The organism is Thermobacillus sp. ZCTH02-B1 (genome assembly GCF_002159085.1).
Lineage (GTDB): Bacteria > Bacillota > Bacilli > Paenibacillales > Paenibacillaceae > Thermobacillus.
Genome location: NZ_LZRU01000012.1, coordinates 127,112 through 146,674, shown reverse-complemented (window position 1 = coordinate 146,674; position 19,563 = coordinate 127,112). Strand labels below are relative to the sequence as shown.

Sequence of the window (19,563 nt, the reverse complement as noted above, 5' to 3'; positions counted from 1 at the left end):
GCGGCGGATATGCAGGCCTTCGGAACAACCGGAGGCCTTTTTTCGCCGCCCAGGCGGAACTTTCGCCTGTTCCGGGGAGGCCCGGTCGAAATCACCCGCTCTCTTCGACGGCATCACGGTTCAGCGGACGGGCAGCATCGGATCGTTCGTCAGGATGCCGTCCACGCCGTACGCGAGCAGCCGGTCCAGCTGGCGTTCGCCGCGCACGTCCCAGACGAGGACGGCCAGGCCGTGCGCACGGATCCGGTCGATGACCGGCTTGCGGGCCAGGGAGAAGGGCAGGCTGACGGCGTCAGCGTACGTCCGGTATGCGGCCAGGTTCTGCGTGGTGACGCGCCGGCCCGGGCGGACCAGCACGGCGATCGGCACGTCCGGCACGAGATCGCGCATTCTGCGGAGCGAACGGGTGTCGAACGACTGGATGATCAGCCCGCTGTCCGGCCGGTTCAGGCCGCGTTCGGCCAGCATGCCGGCCAGCCGGTGTTCAATGCCGGGATAGGCGGAGGGCTGCTTCAGTTCGAGGATCAGCCCGATCGCGCCGGCGAAGCCGTCCAGCACTTCCTCGAGGGAGGGCACGCGCTCGCCCCGGAATGCCGCGGAGAACCATCCGCCGGCGTCCAGATCGAGGATTTCGCCGAAGGTCATGCGGTCCGCCCGACCCGTGCCGTCCGTCGTCCGGTCGACCGTCTCGTCGTGCAACACGATGAGACGTCCGTCCCGCGTCATCCGAACGTCCAGCTCGATGTAATCCGCGCCCATCTCCCGGGCGAGGCGGAAGGCGGCCATCGTGTTCTCGGGGGCGTATTTCGAGGCGCCGCGATGGGCGACGATCAGCGGCCGGACCGAGAAGTCGCCCTGGCCGGGATGAAGCGCCCGGGGAGCCTGCGCGACGGCGGAACGGACGGGATGCCGCGCGTCGCGGCCCGCGGCGCCGCCCAACATCTGGACGAGCGCCAGCGTCAGGACGGCGGCGATCGTCGACAGGATCCGGAGACGTCTTCTCTGATGCCATGTTCCTCGCATGGCCCGTCCGCCTCCCTTCGACCGGTTTTCCCGTTATTCGACATTAGCGTTGCACATCCCTGCATGGACATGCGCGCCGGAAACGAAACATGTGTTCGGTTTTTCCGGTGATTTTCCCCAGCCGGTATGCTAGAATAGTAGAATCATGGACAGGGGGAATCGCCGTGAAGCTGCGATTCGTGCTCGGCCGCGCGGGAACGGGCAAGACGCGCCGCTGTCTTGACGAGGTCCGCGCCAGATTGGCGGATGCGCCCGACGGACCGCCGCTCATCCTGCTCGTTCCCGAGCAGGCAACGTTTACAACAGAATATGCGCTCCTTGAAGGTTCGGGCATTCCCGGCACGATGCGCGCGCAGGCGCTCAGCTTCCGGCGCCTCGCCTTCCGCGTCATGCAGGAGACGGGCGGCACGGCGCTCGTGCCGATCGGCGAGAACGGGAAGAACATGCTGCTGTTCAAGCTGATCCATCGCCACGCCGACCGCCTGCGCCTGTTCGCCGGAAGCGCGGGGCAGCGCGGCTTCGTCGAAAAATTGAACGAACTGTTGACCGAGATGAAGCGGTACGGCGTGACGCCCGACAGGCTGGACGAGCTGTCCGGAGACGCCGGGCTTGACGCGCGGGATGACCTGCTCGCCCGCAAGCTGCACGACATCCGGCTGTTGTACGCCGAGCTTGAGGACGCGCTCGCCGGGCGCTATCTGGACGCCGAGGACGGCCTCCGGTTTCTGGCGCGCGGATTCGGGGCGAGCAGCCTCGCCGCGGCCGAGATCTGGGTCGACGGCTTCCACGGGTTCACGCCTGCCGAATACGCCGCGCTCGAGGCGATGATCCGCTCCGCCCGCGGCGTGACCGTGGCGCTGACCCTCGACCGTCCCTACGGACCGGGAGAGCAGCCGTCCGAACTCGACCTGTTCCGGCCGACGGCGGAGACGTATATCCGGCTGCGCGAGATCGCGGAACGGGCGGGCGTGCCCGTGGAGGAGCCGGTCGTGCTCCGTCCGGACCCTGCGCCCCGCTGGGCGGACAGCCCGATGCTCGCGCACCTGGAGCGGCATTACGGCACGCGGACGCCGATGGCCGTGCCCGCCGATTGGCTCGATCCGGAGCATCCGCGCTGCGGCGTCGTGCTCCGCGCCGCGGCGAACCGGCGCGCCGAGGTCGACGCCGCGGCCCGTGACATCCTGCGCCGCGTGCAGGATGACGGGTTGCGCTGGCGCGACATCGCGGTCATGGTGCGCAACCTGTCCGATTACGCCGATCTGATCGAGCAGACGTTCTCAGACTACGGCATCCCCTTCTTCCTCGACCGGAAAACCGTCATCCACCACCATCCGCTCGTCGAGTTCATCCGCTCCGCGCTCGAGACGGTGACGAAGGGATGGCGGCATGACGCCGTCATCCGATGCGTGAAGACGGAGCTGCTCACGGGGCCGGATTCCGGGATCGACCGGAGCGATCTCGACCGGCTGGAGAATTACGTGCTCGCCGCCGGCATCGACGGCTGGAGATGGCTCGATCCTGACGGCTGGCGCCCGCTCGTGCGCGACCCGCTCGAGGACGAGCCGGGGAACGCGAAGGAAGAGGACTTGGAAGGATTCCGGCGGGTGCTCGCCTGCCGGGAGCGGGTCGTCGGGCCGCTGGAACGGTTCGGGAAGGCGCTCTCCCGCGCCCGGGACGTCCGGTCGATGTGCGAGGCCCTGTACCGCCTGCTGGACGAGGTCGGCGCGGCGGACCGGCTGGAAGCGTGGAGCGCCGAAGATGCGGAGCGCGGCGAACTCCTCCGGTCGCGGGCGCACCGCCAGCTGTGGGACGGCGTCATGCACCTGCTCGATCAGCTCGTCGAGCTGGCGGGCGAGGAGCGGATGCCGGCCGGGCTGTTCGCGGGCATGGTCGAGACGGGGCTGGACAGCCTGCGCCTCGGCAGCGTGCCGCCGTCGGTCGACCAGGTGCTGGTCGGCAGCCTCGACCGGTCCCGCACGGGCGGCGTGAAGGCCGCCTATCTGCTCGGCGCGAACGAAGGCGTGCTGCCGATGCGGTCCCGCGAGGACGGCGTGTTGACCGAGCGGGAGCGGGAGCGCCTCGGCGACGCCGGCATCCGGCTTGCGCCCGGCGTACGCCGCCGGCTGCTCGACGAGCGGTTCCTGATCTACGCCGCGCTGACGATGCCTTCCCGCGTGCTGTGGATCAGCTACGCGGCGGCGGACGAGGAAGGGAAAGGGCTGTACGCTTCCGAGCTGATCCGCCAGGTCGGGGCGCTGTTCCCCGGTATCGGGATTCGCTCCGAAACCGGAGAGCCGGAGGAGGAAGCGGGCGCGGAGGAGCATCTGCGCCATATCCGCCGCCCGGACCGCGCGCTGTCGCTGCTCTCCGGCCGGTTGCGACGCTTCCGGACGGACGGCCGGCTTCCGGAGCCGTGGCGCGACGTGTACAACTGGTTCGCCGCGCGGCCGGAATGGCGGGATCGGCTCCTGACGGTCACATCGTCGCTCCGCTACCGGAACGAGGCGGCGCCCCTGCCGCTTTTGACGGCGCGGCGGCTGTACGGCGACCGGCTGCTCGCGAGCGTGTCGCGCATGGAGCGGTTCACGGCCTGTCCGTTCCAGCATTTCGCCGCCTACGGGCTCCGGCTGGAGGAACGCCGCATGCACCGGCTCGAGGCGCCGGACGTGGGGCAGCTGTTCCACGCGGCACTGTCGCGGCTGGCGGAAGCCTGCGGTCCCGGGCTGGGGGAACTCTCGCAGGAGGAGATCGCGAAGGCGGTGTCCGACATCGTCGACAGCCTGGTGCCCCGCCTGCAATCCCGCATTCTCATGAGCAGCAGCCGCTACGGCTTCATCGCCCGGCGGCTCAAGCAGACGCTTGTCCGGACCGCTTCGGCGCTCGCCGAGCATGCGCGGCGCGGCCTGTTCAGGCCGGTCGGACTGGAGATCGCGTTCGGCCCGGGCGAACGGCTGCCGCCGCTCGTGCTGCCGGCCGGACCCGGCCGGTCCGTCGAGGTTGTCGGCCGGATCGACCGCGTCGATGCGGCGGAGACGGAGGACGGATTGCTCCTGCGCATCATCGATTACAAGTCGTCGGCGAAGATCCTGCGGCTGGAGGAAGTCGCCTTCGGATTGGCCCTGCAGCTTGTCACCTACATGGACGCGCTGCTCACCCACGCGCCGGACTGGCTCGGCCGGCCGGCCGAACCGGCGGGGGTGCTCTATTTCCACGTGCACGATCCGCTGCTCGCCGTACCCGCCCCGCTGCCGGGCGAAGAGGCGCGCAGGCAGGCGCTGAAGCGCTTCAGGACGCGCGGGCTGCTGACGGCGGACGAAGCCGTCGTCCGGATGATGGATCTCGGACTGGAGACGGGCCGTTCGGATCTCGTTCCCGCCGGGCTTCGGAAGGGCGGCGGATTCTACAGCGATTCGGCGGTCGTGACGCGGGACGAATGGGAAGTGCTGCGCGGCGCCGTCCGGAGGACGATCGGGCGGATCGCCGGCCGCATCCTCGACGGCGAAGTCGCGATCGCGCCGTACCGGCTGGGCGACCGATCGCCGTGCGCGTATTGTCCGTACAAGCCGGTGTGCCACTTCGATCCGCTGATCGAAGGCAACGGCTACCGCAGGATCGGCCGGATCCCGAAGGAGCGGATCTGGGAACTGCTGCGGGAAGGCGCGGCTGTCGGAGTCGAGGCGGACCGAAACGGGACGGAACGGACGGACGGCGGGGCGAAGGCCGCGGAAGCGGCGGCCGGCCGGATCGAACCGCTCCGGGAAGCGGCCGGCGGCGCGGATGCGGGCGCGGACCCGCCTGCGGTCGCAAGCGGGGGTTCGGAAGCCGCCGGACCGGATCCCGGCGGCGCCTTGGACGAAATCGCGGCCGGCGGAGAGGCTGCGGCCCGCGGGAACGATTGGGCCGGTGACGGAGGTGAGGGTGATGGCTGAGAGCACAACGGCGAAGGCGGCGGACCTGTCCTGGACGGAGGAGCAGCTCCAGGCGATCGGGACGGGCGGGCGGAACGTGCTCGTCGCGGCGGCCGCCGGTTCGGGCAAGACGGCGGTGCTCGTCGAGCGCATCATCCGCAAAATCTCCTCCGACACCGACGTCGACCGGCTGCTCGTCGCGACGTTCACGAACGCGGCGGCGGCGGAGATGAAGGAGCGGATCCGGCTCGCGCTCGAGGAGGCGCTGGAGCGGAACCCCGGCTCCGGACACCTGCGCCGCCAGCTCGCCCTGATGGGACGGGCGGTGATCACGACGCTCCACTCGTTCTGCCTCGAGGTCATCCGCCGCTACTATCCGATGATCGGGCTCGATCCGGGATTCCGTGTCGCGAACGAGACCGAGGCCGAGCTGCTGAAGGCCGAGACGCTCCAGGACCTGTTCGAGGAGCGGTACGCCCAGGACGCGGACGGCCGGTTCACCCGGCTCGCCGAGACGTTCGGCGGCGACCGGAGCGACGAGCCGTTCGCGCGCCTCGTGCTTGACCTCTTCGAGTTCTCGCGCAGCCATCCCTGGCCCGAGGAATGGCTGCGCGCCTCCGCCGCCGCGTTCCGGATCGCAGGTCCGGACCGGCTCGAGGACAGCGCGTGGGGCCGCGAGATCCGCCGCGCCGTGCAGCTCGAGCTGGAGGAGGCGGAGGCGCTGCTCGAACAGGCGCTCGCCGGCGCGATGCGCCCGGACGGTCCCGGGGCTTACGCCGGGACGCTGCGCGCCGACCTGGCCCTGGCGGGCCGGCTCCTCGAGACGGTGCGGAGCCGGCCGATGGCCGAATGGTTCGCCGCGTTCCGCGAGGCTTCGTTCGATCCGCTCAAACCGCAGCGCGGCGGCGATGCGGACAAGGCATTGCAGGAACGGATCAGGAAGCTGCGCGACGACGCGAAGGCGATCGTGCTCGGGCTGAAGGAGGAGCTGTTCTCCCGTCCGCTCGCCGATTATGCGAAGGAACTAAATGAAATCGCTCCGCTCATGGAGGCGCTGGCCGAACTCGTCATCGATTTCGGGCGGCGTTACGAAGCGGTGAAGCGGGAGCGGGGGCTCGTCGACTTCGGCGATCTCGAGCATTATTGCCTGCGCATCCTGCGCGATCCCGCCTCGACGCCGGAGAGGCCGCTGCCGTCCGCCGCGGCGCTCGAGTACCGGGAGCAGTTCGAAGAGATTCTGATCGACGAGTACCAGGACACGAACCAGGTGCAGGAGGCGATTCTCGACCTGATCGCGCGGCCCGGCCACGGCAACCGGTTCATGGTCGGCGACGTGAAGCAGAGCATTTACCGGTTCCGGCTGGCCGATCCCGGGCTGTTCCTGGACAAGTACCGCCGCTATGCCGCGGGGGAAGCCGACGGCGGCGCGCCCGGGCTGCGCATCGATCTCGCGCGCAATTTCCGCAGCCGGCGGGAAGTCGTAAGCGGCGTCAACGGCCTGTTCCGCCTCATCATGCGCGAGCGCGCCGCGGAGCTGGACTACGACGAGCGCGCCGAGCTGAAATACGGCGCGTCGTACCCCGATCCCGATCCGGAGCTCGATGGCGAAGACCGGTTTGCCGTCGAGTGCGTGCTGCTTGACCGGGGCGCGGCGAACGGGACGGAGAACGGCGATGCGGACGGCGGTACGGAAGAGGACGAAGCGGCGCGGGCCGCCGCCGAGGAGCTGGCCGAGCTCGAGACGGCGCAGCTCGAGGCGCGCTGGATCGCGGCGCGCATCCGCGCGATGATCGCCGGCGGGGACGGACGGCCGCCGCTCCGCGTCTGGGACGCCAAGCGGCGCGTCCATCGCCGCGCGACTTGGCGCGATTTCGTCATCCTGCTGCGCGCGCAGGAATCGTGGGCGCAGGCGATGGCGGACGAGCTCGCGGCCGCGGGCATTCCGGCGTATGCCGAGCGGAAGGGCGGCTATTTCGAGCAGACGGAAGTGGAGACGATGCTGTCGCTGCTCCGCGTCATCGACAATCCGTACCAGGACATCCCGCTGGCCGGCGTGCTGCGTTCGCCGATCGGCGGGCTGAACGCCGAGGAGCTGGCCGCCGTGCGCATTGCCGCGCGCAGCGGGCCGTTCTTCGACGCGGTGCGGGCGGCGGCGCGGGATCCGGAGGCGCCCGCGTCCCTTCGGCTGAAGCTGGAGAAGTTCCTCGGGAGGCTGGAGCGATGGCGGGACGAGGCGCGGCAGGGATCGCTGACCGAGCTCATCCGCCGCATTTACCGCGAGACCGGGTTTTACGATCTGGCGGGCGGGCTGCCCGGCGGCGTGCAGCGGCAGGCGAACCTGCAGGCGCTGCTCGACCGCGCCCGGCAGTACGAGGCGACGTCGTTCCGCGGGCTGTTCCGCTTCCTGCGCTTCATTGACCGGCTGCGCGACCAGGGCGGGGACCTCGGCACGGCGAAAACGCTCGGCGAGCAGGACGACGTCGTGCGGATCATGACGATCCACGCGAGCAAGGGGCTGGAATTTCCGGTCGTCTTCGTCGCGGGGCTCGGGAAGCGGTTCAATTTCTCGGATCTGAACGGCGCCTTCCTGATGCACAAGCAGCTCGGCTTCGGCCCGCGGATCGTCGATCCGGAGCTGCGCCTGAGCTACCCGTCGCTGCCGCAGCTCGCCGTACGCCGGCGGCTCAGGGCCGAGATGCTCGCGGAGGAAATGCGGGTGCTCTACGTCGCGATGACCCGTCCGAAGGAGAAATTGATCCTCCTCGGCACGGTGAAGGACGCGGCGGCGGAACTGGAGCGGTGGCGGAACCTGGTGCGGAAGGACGGGGTCGTGCCGGACCACGCGCTGACGTCGGCGCGCTGTTATCTCGATTGGCTGATGCCGCCGGTCCTGCGCTTCGCCGAACCGGAAGCGGCGGATGCCGCGGGCGGGGCGCCCGCCCTCGGATGGCGGTTCGGCGTGGAGCGGGCGGAGCTGCTGGCCGCGGAGACCGCGGCGGCCGCCGAGGCGCCCGCGGACGGAGCGGAAGATCGCGGGGAGCTGGCGCGCCTCATGACGGCGGGAGAACCGCTGCCTTCGGCAGGCGCGCACGCGGCCGAGGTGGAGCGCCGCCTGTCCTGGCGTTATCCGCACGAGGACGCGGTCGGGATCGCCGCGAAGACGTCCGTCACCGAGATGAAGCATATGTCCGCGGCCGACGAGGATGAGGAATTGCCGGCGGAAGGATGGATGGAGCCGGCGGCACGCCTGTGGACGCCGGCGGAGGGGTTCACGGGTCCCGCGGCGGATTCCCGGATGCCGGCGGAAGGACCGCGGGGGGCTGCGGCCGGAGGCGGCGAGCCGGCTTCGTTCCGGCTGCGCCGGCCGCGCTTCATGGAGGAGCGGGATCTGACGCCGGCCGAGCGCGGTACGGCCGCGCATCTCGTCATGCAGCATGTCCCGGCCGGCGGCCCCCACGGCGAGGAGGACATCCGCGCCGTTGTCCGGTCGATGGTCGAACGGCGGCTGCTCACCCCGGCGCAGGCCGAAGCCGTGGACTGCGCGGCAATCGCCGCGTTCTTCGCCGGGGATCCCGGGAAGAGGCTTGCGGCCGCCCGGCGCGTGATGCGGGAAGTGCCGTTCAGCCGCATGGTGCCGGCGGCCCGCATCCGGCCGGATGTCGCGGGCGGTCCGGCGGCGGAGGAGTCCGTGCTCGTCCAGGGCGTCGTCGACTGTCTGTTCGAAGACGCGGACGGACGGCTCGTGCTGCTCGATTACAAGACGGACCGGATATGGGACGGCGACGTCCTCGCCGCCGCGGAGCGGCACCGGTTCCAGATCGAGCTGTACGCCGAGTCGATCGGCGAAATTCTCGGCAGGCCGGTCGACGAGGCGCATGTCTTCTTCTTCGATGCGGCGCAGGCGGTGCGGATTCTGTAGGATTCCGGGTGCGGATTTCCTTGTTGGTGGAAAAAGGGAGGACTGCGTCATGCGCGTGCTGCATACGGGCGACTGGCACTTCGGCCGGTCGCTGGAGGGGAGGAGCCGGCTTGCGGAACAGGAGGCGTTCGTCGACGAGCTCGTGCGGATCGCGGAGGAGGAGGCGGTCGACCTCGTGCTCGTCGCCGGCGACGTCTACGATTCGGTCAATCCCCCGGCCGCCGCGGAGCAACTGTATTACGAAGCGCTGACGCGGCTCGCGGACGGCGGACGCCGGGCCGTGGCGGTCATCGCGGGCAACCACGACCATCCGGAGCGGATCGCGGCGAGCGCGCCGCTCGCCGTGCGGAGCGGCATACATCTCGCCGGGCTGCCGGAGGCGAAGCCGCTCGTGATCGGAGTCCCCCGCACCGGCGAAACCGCCGTCATCGCGGCGCTGCCCTACCCTTCCGAGTCGCGGCTGAACGAGCTGCTCGCGGCCGAAGCGGACGAGCGGCTGCTGCGCGCCGCCTATTCGGAGCGGGTCGGGCGGCTGATGGCGGAGCTGGCCTCGGCGTTCCGTCCGGATGCGGTCAACCTCGCGATGAGCCATCTGTACGTGCTCGGCGGCGTCGAGTCCGATTCGGAACGGCCGATCCAGGTCGGCGGCGCCTACACGGTCGATCCGGACGCGCTGCCGGCGGAAGCGCAATATACGGCGCTCGGCCATCTGCACCGGCCGCAGCGGGTGGCCGGACGGGAGACGGTGCGCTACTGCGGATCGCCGCTCGCCTACAGCTTCTCGGAGGCGGGGCAGGCGAAGTCGGTCGTGCTGTTCGAGGCCGTCCCCGGCCGTCCGGTCGAGCCGAGGGAAGTGCTATTGTCGGCCGGGAAACCGCTCGTCCGCTGGACCGCCACCGGCGGAATCGCGGAGGTGTGGCGGTGGCTTGACGAGGGCCGGGACCCGAACGCCTGGATCGATCTCGAGATCCACGTGGCCGACCTGATCGCGCCGGAGGAGATCGCGAGGCTGCGCAAGGCGCATGACGGCATCCTGCACATCCGGCCCGTCTTTCCCCGGGATCGGGAGCGGGAGGACGGCGGCGCGGCGGCGCGCGACCGGCTGCCGGTGGACGAGTTGTTCCGGCGGTTCTACGCGCAGAAGACCGGCGGCGCCGAGCCCGACGAGGCGACGATGCGCCTGTTCCTTGAACTGGTCGCCGAAGAGGCGGAAGATGCCGGACCGCGGCCCGAGGCGGACCGGGAGGCCGCGGCCGGCGGGGAGGAAGGGGCGTGAAGCCGGTGAGGCCGGACGCGTCCCGTGAAGGAGATGGAAGGGCATGATGCCGATGCGGTTGGATGCTGTCCGCAAGGCAAAGAAGCCGGAACGACATGAAGCCGACGCGGCCGGACGCGGTCCGGGAAGGGGCTGGAAGTTCGTGAAGCCGATCCGGATGGACGCGGCCGGCAAGGGAGGCGGGAATCCGTGAAGCCGATCCGTTTGACGCTGGCCGGCCTGCAGAGCTACCGGGAGAAGCAGGAAGTCGATTTCGAGCGGCTCTGCGAGGGCGGCGTGTTCGGCATTTTCGGCCCGACGGGAAGCGGCAAGTCGACCATCCTCGACGCGATGACGCTGGCGCTTTACGGCAAGGTCGAGCGGGCCGCCAAGGGGACGCAGGGCATCATGAACCAGGCGGAGCAGACGCTGTCGGTCTCGTTCACGTTCGAGCTGGCCGGCGCCGAGGGGACGAAGCGGTTCCGGGTCGAGCGCGGCTTCCGGCGGACCGGCGACGCGTCCGTCACCTGTCACCTGTGCCGGTTCGTCGAAGTCCGGCCGGAGGGCGACGTCGTGCTGGCGGACCGGCTGGCCGACGTGAACCGCTGCGTCGAGGAGCGGATCGGCCTGACGATGGACGATTTCACCCGCGCGGTCGTGCTGCCGCAGGGCAAGTTCGCGGAGTTTCTTTCGCTGGCCGGCAGGGAGCGGCGCCAGATGCTGCAGCGGCTGTTCGCGCTGGAACGCTACGGCGACGAACTGCTGCAGAAGCTGAACCGGCGCGCCCAGGAGACGGGCGCGGAGCTGGAGCGGACGATCGCCGAGCAGCAGGGGCTTGGCGACGCGTCGGAGGCGGCGCGGTCGGCCGCCGCTGAAGCCTGCAGGCGGGCGGCGGAAGCCGCCGCGTCGGCCCGCGCGGAGCTTGCCGCCGCCGAGGAAGCGCATGCCGGGCTGCTCAAGGTGCGCGAGCGCATGGAGGAGCGGCGGGCGTTGCTGGCGCGGCGGGAAGCGCTGCTGGCCGATGCGCCCCGGATCGAGCGGCTCGAGGCGGAGCTGGCCCGGCTCGGGCAGGCGGAGCGGCTCGTGCCCGCGCTGGAGGCGGCGGATGAGGCGCGGCGCGCGCGGCTGGAAGCCGAGAAGCGCCTGGCGGAGGCCGAGCGCGAGCACGCCGTCCGCCTGGAGGCCGCCGCCGCGGCGGAAGCCGCGTGGGCGGAGGCGGAGCGGGAGGCGGCCGAAGCGGAACCCCGCATGGCCGCGCGCCTCGAGCAGCTCGCCCAGGCGGAGGAACTGGAGCGCGAGGCGGCGGCGGTCGCCGAAGAAGCGGAGGAAAGCCGGCGGAGGCTCGCCGAAGCGGAGGAGCGGTTGCGCGAATGCGAGGCGCGGGCGTCGCAGGCTGCCGATTGGCTCCGGGATGCGGTCTCCCGCCAGCAGGAATTGCGGGAGCGGCTCCGGGCGGTGGAGCTCGGGGCGGAGGAACGCGGCGCCTGGATGGCGGCCGCCGCGCAGGCGGAGCAGCTCCGCGCCGCCGCGGCCCGCCGGGAAGAGGCGGCGCAGGATCTGGCCCGGGCGGAGCGGACGCTGGCGCAGGCGCGGGACGCGGCGGCGGAAGCGGAGCGCCGGCACGGGGAGCTGGCGCGGCGGGCGGAGGCCCTGCACGGCAGGGCGACTCAGGCGATCCGCCGGCTGGACATGCTGGATGCGGCGATCCGGCGGGATATGGAGCGGCTGCCCGCGCTGACGGCCGCGCTGCGCGAGCGGGCGCGCGAAGCGGAACGACGGCAGCTTGCGGCCCGGCTGACCGCGACGCTCGTGGACGGGCAGCCCTGCCCGGTGTGCGGCGCGCTCGAGCATCCGCGCCCGCACGCGCCGGATCCCGATGGAGACGGCGGGAACGCCGCGGCGCTGGAGGCGCTCGTCCGCCGGTGCGAGCGGCTCGCCGACGAGCTCGGCGGCCTGCGGTTCAGGGTCGGGGCCATGCTGCAGCGTGCCGGTCGGACGCTCCGGTCGCTTGCCGAAGCCGCGGGTCTTCCGGCCGGCGGAACGGAACGTCCGGGGGGCGAAGCCTCCGCCTTCGCCCCGGCGGGCCACGCGGAAGCGGCCGCGGCTTCCGCCGGCGAATTCCCGGCCGGACCGGCGCACGGGGCGGCGGCGTCCGCAGCCGCCGATGGCGCCGCGATCGCGGCGGACGCGCTGGAGGGGGCGGAGGCGCGCGCGGCGGAGGCCCGCGGGCTTGCCGCACGCTGCGAAGAGGAGCAGATCGCCCTCGAGCGCGAAGCGGACGAGATCGGACGAGCGCTTGCGGAAGCCGACCGCTACCGGGAGCGCTTGTCCGCCGAGGCGGAAGCGGCGGCGGCGGCCCGCGATGCGGCCTTCTCGCGGCAATCCGAAGCGGAAGAGGCTTACCGGTCGCTGCTGGAAGCCTGGCGCGCGCGCTTTCCGTCGCTCGGACCGGAGCGTGCGGAGGAAGCGATCCGCGAATGGGAGCGGCGGGACCGTGAAGCGCAGGCGATCCGGCAGGAACTGGAACGGAGCATGCCGTTCGTCGAGGAGCAGCAGCGGCTTGTGCGGGAAGCGGAACGCGGCGTGCAGGAGGCGCGGCTGGAGCGCGAAGTGTGGCGCGAGCGGTTCGAAGGACGGAACCGGGCGCTCGAAGATCTGCACGCGCGCCTGGCAGTCTGGACGGGCGGCCGTCCCGCCGCGGAGCTGATCGCGGAAATCCGGCGGGAAGCGGAAGCGGTGCGCACGCGTCTCGCCATGAGCCGCGAACGCCGGGAGACGGAGGCGGCGCTGCTGCGGCAGGCGGCCGAACGCCGCGCCTCCGCCGCCGAAGCGGCGCAGGGCGCGGCCGAGCGGGAGCGGGAAGCCGCGCGCCGTCTTGAAGAGCAGCTCCAGGCGTCGGATTTCCGCGATGCCGATGAAGTGCGGTCGGCGCTTGCCGCGCTGCCCCGCAGGGAGGCGGCGTTGTCGGAAGTCGAGGCGCACCGCGAGGCGTTGCGCCGGGTCGAGGCGGGCATCGCCCATATCGATGCGGCGCTTGGGGGCCGCACGATAAGCGACGAGGAATGGCGCGCGGGCGAGGAGCGGCTTGCGGCGGCCCGGGCGAGGGCCGAGGAGGCGCTGGCTGCCGCCGCGAAGGCCGAGCGCGATCTGGAGGAGATCGAGCGGAAGGCCGTCCGTTGGGCGGAACTGGAAAGCCGGCGCCGGGAACTGGAGGAGCTGGCCGGCAGGTATGCGAAGCTGCAGTCCGTATTCCGGGGCAACGCGTTCGTCGAATTCGTCGCGGAGGCGCAGCTCGAGCAGGTATGCCGCGCCGCGTCGGAGCGGCTCGGTTTCCTGACGAAGCGGCGGTATGCCCTTGAGCTGGATTCGGCCGGCGGTTTCGTCGTCCGGGACGATGCGAGCGGCGGCATGCGGCGCCCGGTCAGTTCGCTGTCGGGCGGCGAGACGTTCCTCGCGTCGCTGGCGCTGGCGCTCGCGCTGTCCGCCCAGATCCAGCTGCGCGGCCGGCATCCGCTGCAATTTTTCTTCCTGGACGAAGGGTTCGGGACGCTCGACCCCGAGCTGCTGGACACGGTCGTCACCGCGCTGGAGCGGCTGCATACGGAACAACTTGCGGTCGGCGTCATCAGCCACGTGCCGGAGCTGCGGGAGCGTCTGCCGAGGCGGCTGATCGTCGAGCCGGCGGATCCCGCGGGCCGGGGCAGCCGGGTGCGTCTGGAAACGCTCTGATCGGCGTGATACACTGTGAAGGGTGATCGACAATGGACGACAACGAAACGCTGCACGAAACCTCGTCCGGTCGGAAGACAGGCAGGCGCGGCTGGTTCGGACCGATCATGGCCGTGCTGTTCGTGCTCAGCATGATCGTCAACGTCTATCTGCTCACGCTCGTGCTGCAGGATGACCGCGACAGGCGGGAAGCGGAGGGGCATCAGATCGCCGCGGACCTGAACGCGGCGTCCGTCTCGCTCGCCTCCGCGGCCCGGACGCTGGACCGGCTTGCCATCGCGCAAGGGGATAACCGCGTCAGGGTCAAGGTCGAGCTGGAAGCGGATTTGTCGGCAGGGTTGCCGGCGGTTGCGCGGCTGATCGGATCGGCGGCGGCCAAGCCCGCAGGCTCGCACGTGAAGGCGACCGAGGCCGACGCGCTGGCCGCGTTGCAGGCCGCCTACGCGAAATTGCGCGGGCTCGGCGCGCATACGGAGCCGCTCACGGAAGCGGAGCTCCGGGAACTGGACGGGCTCCGGATGCTGCTCGATCGGCTGGCCTCGTCCGCGGACGCCGTGCATGTGCCGGCCGAACTGACGGACATGGCGGCCATGCAGCTGCTGGCGGGCAGGCGCTGGATCGAAGCCGCGGCCGAAGCCGCGCAGGCGCTGAAGGACTGGGCGGCGTCCGGTCCGTAAGGTACGAGCCGTGCCGAATCCGGTCGGCGGAACGAAGGAAAGCGGGATGCTCCATCCGCGGAACGAACGCGGAGAGGAGCCAAACCGCTTTCTTGTTGAAGGTGTGCCACATGAAGCCCGCCGTTTATCATGCGTTGTCGCATACGTGATCGCGCGGCGAAAACGGCCCCGCAGACCGCTGGCGTCTTTCCCGCCTTGCCCGGACGGACGTTCACGGTTCCGCAAACCGTTGTGCTCTCGCTTACCGCGCCGCCAATGCCAGCGGCCTCAGTTCGGCCGCGAGCAGCATCGCCGCCCGGCGCGCGCTCGAGAAGGCGCGCTCGGCCAGCTCGCCCTTCCCCTCGCAGCCGTCCCCGCAGAAGTAGAACGGCACGCTCTCGAGCCGAACCGGCAGCAGCCGGTTGTCGACCGTATGTTTGACGCTCTGCACCATCGCCTTCTTCGAGACGCGCTTGACGACGACGTGGTCGCGCCAGCCCGGGTAATAGCGGTCGAACAGCGCCTCCATGCCGGCCAGCCGCTCGTCGAGATAGGCCTTGCGCCGTTCTTCGTCTCCGAAATCGTCGTCCGCCAGGTAGGCGACGCCCTGCAGCAATTGCCCGCCCTCCGGTACCAGCGTGTCATCGGTGGCGGAGACGTCGGTGATGAACATCTTGCCGTCCAGGTCGCTGATGTAATGGAACGGCCGTGCGACGACCCGGCTGAGCCCGATGTCGTACACCATGACCTCGGTCGGCCGGTTGTGCTCGTACGGGGCAAGGAACGGCTCCCACGGCGTGCCCCTGAGCAGCTTCACCACCTGCTGGACCGGCATCGCGAACACGACGCGGTCGAACGCCTCCTCGCGCTTTTTCGTCGTGATCACGTACCGCCCGTTTTCGTACCGGATCGCATCCGCCCCTTCCTGCAGCGCGATTTCCCATCGTCCGGAAGATTCGATCTTGAGCCGCAGCTGGTTCGTGATGACGGCCCAGCTTCCGAGGATGTAGTTGACCGGCCGTTGCGACAGGAACAGGTTGTGGTAATACTCGCGGATGACGTGCCCCGGCACCTTCCGGGCGTCCTCCGGCGCGATGAAGAAGTTCGAGCAGACGAGATGCTCCCACAGCTCCTTCACCGCCTCGTCGGCGCCGGATTCCGCAAGATAGTCCCCGAGCGTCGGGTAGTTCCGGAGCGCGTGGAGGTTGGCGACGACCGCCGCCGCCTCCGCGGCGAAGCGCATTTTCGCCCTCGCGTCCAGCAGCTCCGTCTTCATCAGGTTGACGAAATCGAGCGGCGCGGCCGCGATCTCACCGTTCTTCGCGTACATGACCCGCCGCTTGTCGACCTGCCGGCTGCCGAACGTGAGTCCCAGTTCCTTCGCGATCACGGACAGCGTATGCCGGTCGATGCCGTAAACGGCGTGCGCCCCGTAGTTCAGCGTGAATCCCGCTTTCTCGTATGTGAACGCGCGGCCCCCGAGCTGCGGGCTCCGCTCGAACAATACGCCCTCGATCCCGTGTTCTTCCGACAGATAGGCGGCCGCGGTCAGTCCCGCCAGGCCGCCGCCGATGACGGCAATTCGCATGCGTCGCTCCTCCTTCGCGCCGGATTCCCGGCCGGTCATCCCGTATTCCGTTTCGTCCATATGCCGGATGCCGGCCCACGCGGCGGCCAGCCTCCGGCGCAGCAGTTCCTCGAGGCTCGCGCCTTCGCCGTTGAGCCAGGCCGCGATCGTTCCGTCATAGACGGCGAGCAGGAACGCCGCCTTGTCCCGGTCGCCGAGCCAGCGGATGAGCTCCTCGAGGAGCGCCGCCCGCAGCCGGCTTTGCAGCCGCCTCAAGACCGGATGATCGGCGCTGACAGCCGCAAGATGATGCACGATGCGGGGCACCGGCTCCAATATCGACCCGAGGTCCAAAAACAGCTGCAGCACATGCGACTCCAGCGAGCGAACCTTGAGCGGACTCCGCTCCTTCGCCCATCGTTCGAGCACGGCGAGCTGTCGCAGCGGCAGTTCGCCGAGCAGCTCGTCCTTGCTCTTGAAATAATGATAGAACGTGCCCTTCGACGTACCGGTCGCCGCGATGATGTCGTCGACGGACACGTTGTCGTAGCCGCGTTCCCGGAACAGCCGGAACGCCGCCTCCGCGACCAGGTATTTTTTCTTCCGCGTGGACGCGCGCATGGACCGCCAGCCGCCTTTCGGGACATTTTGTGACGGATTTGTGTCCATTATACGACAGGCGGCCATCTGAATCCATCTCAATTTAGACTGATAGTCTAATTAATCCGATATGAATCCGGCGGCCGATTGGACGAGGGGATGGTTTTGGGCTACAATGGAAGAAAAACATCCCGCCGCGGCGGTCCGTTCCGCATTCGGGCGGGACGTTCCGAACGATGCGGGAAGGTGCAGACGGGAGGAAGCCTTGATGTCGGATTGCATTTTCTGCAAAATCGTCGAGGGCACGCTGCCTTCGACCAAGGTGTACGAGGACGAGGACGTGCTGGCGTTCAAGGACATCCAGCCGGCCGCGCCGATCCACGTGCTGATCATTCCGAAGAAGCACATCCCGACGATGAACGACGTGACGGACGAAGACGGCGCGCTCATCGCGAAGATTTTCGCCGCCGCGAGGAAGATCGCGGCCGATCTCGGCGTCGCCGAATCCGGCTACCGGCTCGTGAACAACGTGAACCGGGACGGCGGACAGGTCGTGTACCACCTGCACGTCCACCTGCTCGCGGGGCGGAAACTGGGCGCGATCGTACAGCCCGACGCAGGCTGATCCCGCGCAAGTTGACACCGTCATTCCCGATCCCCTATAATGAGCCCTATAACCGTGTTTGCTGTACGGCCGCGGTCCGTTCCGGAGGGAGGGAAGACGGGTGTCCGAGACCAGAGTGCGCAAGAACGAATCGATCGACGCTGCGCTGCGCCGCTTCAAGCGCTCCCTCGCGAAGGACGGCGTGATGGCCGAAATCCGGAAGCGCAGGCACTATGAGAAGCCCAGCGTAAAGCGCAAGAAGAAATCCGAAGCTGCGCGCAAGCGAAAGTATTAGCAGTGGACGGGAGGAGCAATCCGAGATGACCCTCGCCGAACGGCTGAACGAAGATCTGAAACAGGCCATGAAATCGCAGGACAAAATCAGGCTCAACGTTCTGCGCATGATCCGCGCGGCGATCAAGAATCAGGAGATCGAACGCAAGCGGGCGCTTGACGAAGGCGAACTGATCGATGTCCTGAGCCGCGAGATCAAGCAGCGCAGGGAGTCCCTCCAGGATTTCGAGAAAGCGGGCCGTACCGATTTGGCGGAGCAGGTGACCGCCGAGATCGAGATCATCAGCGCTTACCTTCCCGAGCCTCTGACGGAAGAAGAAGTGACAGCCCTCGTACAGCAAACCATCCAGGAGACCGGCGCTTCTTCGAAAGCCGACATGGGCAAAGTGATGGCGGCTCTGATGCCGAAGGTGAAAGGTCGTGCTGACGGCAAGCTGGTCAATCGGATCGTCTCGCAACATCTCAGCTGATGACCGCACGCAAAGCGCTCCGCACCGGGGCGCTTTTCTTCTATGGATGCGGAGCCGGCCGGCGTTCCGGCGCCGCGGCGTGAAATGAAAACGCTGCATCCGCCGCATCCGGCGGCCGGTTCCCGTGGCAACCTACTTGCGGGTGGTGAATGGCATGCGGCTTTTCAACCGGCTCGGCGGGTTCCGCGGCATCACCGCGGCCCTGCTTTTGCTTGCGGCGCTGCCGGGGGCCGTTCCCGCGTTCGGGGCGGAAGGCGAAGAATCGCGGGGCTCCGGGCCGGCCGTCTACGTCATACCGGTCCGGCAGACGATCGAATCCGGCCTCGAGGCGTTCCTGAAGCGCGCGTTCCGCGAAGCGGAGGAGGCGCGGGCCGAGCGCATCGTGCTCGTGATCAACACGAACGGCGGCCGGCTCGAGAACGCGCAGAACATCGGCGACCTGGTCGCCTCGAGCCCGGTACCGGTCACCGCCTTCGTGGAAAGCAAGGCGTTCTCGGCGGGCGCTTACATCGCACTCAACGCGGACCAGATCGTCATGCGCCCCGGCAGCTCGATCGGCGCGGCGGCCATGGTCGACGCGGCCGGCAACCTTGTGGACAATCCGAAGCTGATCTCGGCCTGGACGGCGGAAATGCGCGATGCGGCGGAGGCTTCGGGGCGCCATCCGGACATCGCCGCCGCGATGGCCGATCCGAATTTCCGCGGCGACATCCCGGGGCTCGGCCGGGAAGCGGGCGGCATCCTGACGCTGACGGCGGAGGAGGCGCTGCGCGTCGGCTACGCCGATCACCTGGCCGGCTCGGTGGAAGAGGTGATCGAGTGGCTCGGCCTCGGGCAGCGCGCCGTCGTGCACGTCGAGCCGACGCCGGCCGAGAGGGCCGCGCGGGTGCTGACGCAGCCCGGCGTCATGCTGATCCTCCTGATTGTCGGCATCGCCGGCATCCTGATCGAGCTCCTGGTGCCGGGTTTCGGGGTGCCGGGCATTCTCGGCATCCTGTCGCTCGCGCTGTACTTCTTCGGCCAGTACGTCGCGGGGTTCGCCGGCGTCGAGTCCGTCGCCCTGTTCGTTGCCGGCATCATCCTGCTCGTGCTCGAGCTGTTCGTGCCGAGCTACGGCATCCTCGGCATTCTCGGCGGGGCGGCCGTGATCGGCGGGATCGCGACCGCCGCGTACGACGCCGGAGACGCCGTCATGACGCTGCTCTACGCCCTCGCGGCGGCGGCGGTGCTGACCGCCATCGCGGGTTATGTGTTCCGCAGGCGGGGCGTCTGGAACAAATTCATCCTGCGTGAAGCGCTCACGTCCGAGGAAGGCTACCTGTCGACGGAGACGCGCGCGGATCTGGAAGGCAAGACGGGGACGGCGGCGACGCCGCTCCGGCCTGCGGGCGTCGTGCTGATCGATGGCGAGCGGATCGATGCCGTGTCGGACGGCGGCTTCATCGAGGCCGGCGCGCGGGTCCGGGTGACGAAGGCGGAAGGCCTGCGCGTCGTCGTCAGGGAATGGAAGGATGAATAACCCGCGGCCCTGGGGCCGC

Annotated in this window: 12 protein-coding genes; 10 read left to right on the top strand and 2 right to left on the bottom strand. The window is 69.6% G+C overall.

Annotated elements, in window-relative coordinates; all coding sequences use genetic code 11:
- Window positions 1-120 precede the first annotated feature (120 nt).
- Window positions 121-1,023 (bottom strand): glycerophosphodiester phosphodiesterase, encoded by a 903-nt coding sequence (locus A9Z00_RS05560; protein ID WP_296975171.1) that lies wholly within the window; start codon window positions 1,021-1,023, stop codon window positions 121-123.
- Window positions 1,024-1,187: 164 nt separating this feature from the next.
- Here A9Z00_RS05560 and addB point away from each other — a divergent pair, with 164 nt between their 5' ends.
- Genes addB through A9Z00_RS05530 form a run of 6 tightly spaced genes read left to right on the top strand, consistent with a single transcriptional unit; the run spans window position 1,188 to window position 14,511 of the window.
- Entirely contained in the window at window positions 1,188-4,952 is a 3,765-nt protein-coding gene (gene addB, locus A9Z00_RS05555; RefSeq protein WP_296975170.1) for a helicase-exonuclease AddAB subunit AddB, read from the top strand.
- Window positions 4,945-8,850, top strand: coding sequence for a helicase-exonuclease AddAB subunit AddA (gene addA / locus A9Z00_RS05550; protein ID WP_296975169.1), 3,906 nt, complete (start codon window positions 4,945-4,947; stop codon window positions 8,848-8,850). The genes addB and addA overlap by 8 nt, the downstream gene beginning before the upstream one ends.
- Before the next feature lie 49 nt (window positions 8,851-8,899).
- A complete protein-coding gene (locus A9Z00_RS05545) occupies window positions 8,900-10,126 on the top strand; it encodes an exonuclease SbcCD subunit D (protein WP_296975168.1) in 1,227 nt (408 codons plus the stop codon).
- Window positions 10,127-10,169: 43 nt separating this feature from the next.
- A complete protein-coding gene (locus tag A9Z00_RS05540; protein ID WP_296975167.1) occupies window positions 10,170-10,319 on the top strand; it encodes a hypothetical protein in 150 nt (49 codons plus the stop codon).
- Window positions 10,316-13,834, top strand: a complete 3,519-nt coding sequence (locus A9Z00_RS05535) for an AAA family ATPase (protein ID WP_296975166.1) — start codon at window positions 10,316-10,318, stop codon at window positions 13,832-13,834. Before A9Z00_RS05540 ends, A9Z00_RS05535 begins: the two co-directional genes overlap by 4 nt.
- A 32-nt stretch (window positions 13,835-13,866) precedes the next feature.
- Window positions 13,867-14,511 carry a hypothetical protein gene (locus A9Z00_RS05530; protein WP_296975165.1) on the top strand — a complete coding sequence of 215 codons (645 nt, stop codon included), beginning with the start codon at window positions 13,867-13,869 and terminating at the stop codon, window positions 14,509-14,511.
- 241 nt (window positions 14,512-14,752) lie between these two features.
- Here the strand turns inward: A9Z00_RS05530 and A9Z00_RS05525 are convergent, their stop codons facing one another.
- Window positions 14,753-16,678: an FAD-dependent oxidoreductase gene (locus A9Z00_RS05525; RefSeq protein ID WP_296975164.1), complete on the bottom strand. Its 1,926-nt coding sequence runs from the start codon at window positions 16,676-16,678 to the stop codon at window positions 14,753-14,755.
- Between the two features lie 247 nt (window positions 16,679-16,925).
- On the opposite strand from A9Z00_RS05525, the gene A9Z00_RS05520 reads away from it, so the two are divergent.
- From A9Z00_RS05520 to A9Z00_RS05505, 4 genes are all read left to right on the top strand, one after another.
- Entirely contained in the window at window positions 16,926-17,282 is a 357-nt protein-coding gene (locus A9Z00_RS05520) for a histidine triad nucleotide-binding protein (protein ID WP_296975163.1), read from the top strand.
- Between the two features lie 100 nt (window positions 17,283-17,382).
- Window positions 17,383-17,556, top strand: a complete 174-nt coding sequence (rpsU, locus tag A9Z00_RS05515; RefSeq protein ID WP_296975162.1) for a 30S ribosomal protein S21 — start codon at window positions 17,383-17,385, stop codon at window positions 17,554-17,556.
- Between the two features lie 25 nt (window positions 17,557-17,581).
- Window positions 17,582-18,025: a GatB/YqeY domain-containing protein gene (locus A9Z00_RS05510; RefSeq protein WP_296975161.1), complete on the top strand. Its 444-nt coding sequence runs from the start codon at window positions 17,582-17,584 to the stop codon at window positions 18,023-18,025.
- Between the two features lie 154 nt (window positions 18,026-18,179).
- Window positions 18,180-19,544 carry an NfeD family protein gene (locus A9Z00_RS05505; protein ID WP_296975160.1) on the top strand — a complete coding sequence of 455 codons (1,365 nt, stop codon included), beginning with the start codon at window positions 18,180-18,182 and terminating at the stop codon, window positions 19,542-19,544.
- Window positions 19,545-19,563: the final 19 nt, after the last annotated feature.